Here is a 538-nt window from a genome sequence, read left to right as displayed (position 1 = left end):
CTGTCCTTCATGATAGAAAGACGCCGCTCAACCGTCATACCGCCACCAATGCCATCTGCCATATCAGTCAAACCATCTTCGTGAAAAGCACCGGTGAGCAACAAGCTGAACGCCATGGTTAATACAATAGCAACAGAATCAGGGAAAATAAGTTGAGTGAAGTAGAACACAAGCGCGCAAAGCACACCAAGAATCACACCAACCAAGGCAAAATATCGCCCAGCTTGGTTCATACGTTCTTCGCTGTAAGGTAAGTCACTCGGTACAGGCAAGCGGCTAAAAAAGCTCACAGCCAAGAGGAATAGCTCCATTTGATAGCGTAGCGTTGCTTGTCGTGAACTTTTTGACTCAGACACTAAACCGTTACTCCCGCACTCTCAAAACTGGCCATTTTATTATAGAACTGCGCAGCGGCCTTCAATAGCGGCAATGCCAACGCAGCACCTGTTCCTTCACCGAGGCGGAGCCCTAAATCCAGCAAAGGTTCGGCTTTTAATGACTCCAACACAAACTTGTGTCCGTTTTCTTCTGAGCGATG

The 538-nt window shown here is 47.8% G+C and carries 2 protein-coding genes; both read right to left on the bottom strand.

Annotated elements, in window-relative coordinates; translation table 11 throughout:
• Positions 1-311 (bottom strand): adenosylcobinamide-GDP ribazoletransferase (locus R7Q09_RS27905; protein WP_318144177.1); only part of this gene is annotated, 311 nt, incomplete at its 3' end.
• Positions 312-355: 44 nt separating this feature from the next.
• Positions 356-538 (bottom strand): nicotinate-nucleotide--dimethylbenzimidazole phosphoribosyltransferase (locus R7Q09_RS27900; RefSeq protein ID WP_318144176.1); only part of this gene is annotated, 183 nt, incomplete at its 5' end.

The organism is Vibrio sp. 2130-1, assembly GCF_033339515.1.
Note: the sequence above shows the minus strand (reverse complement) of the source record. Positions and strands in the feature narration are given on the sequence as shown.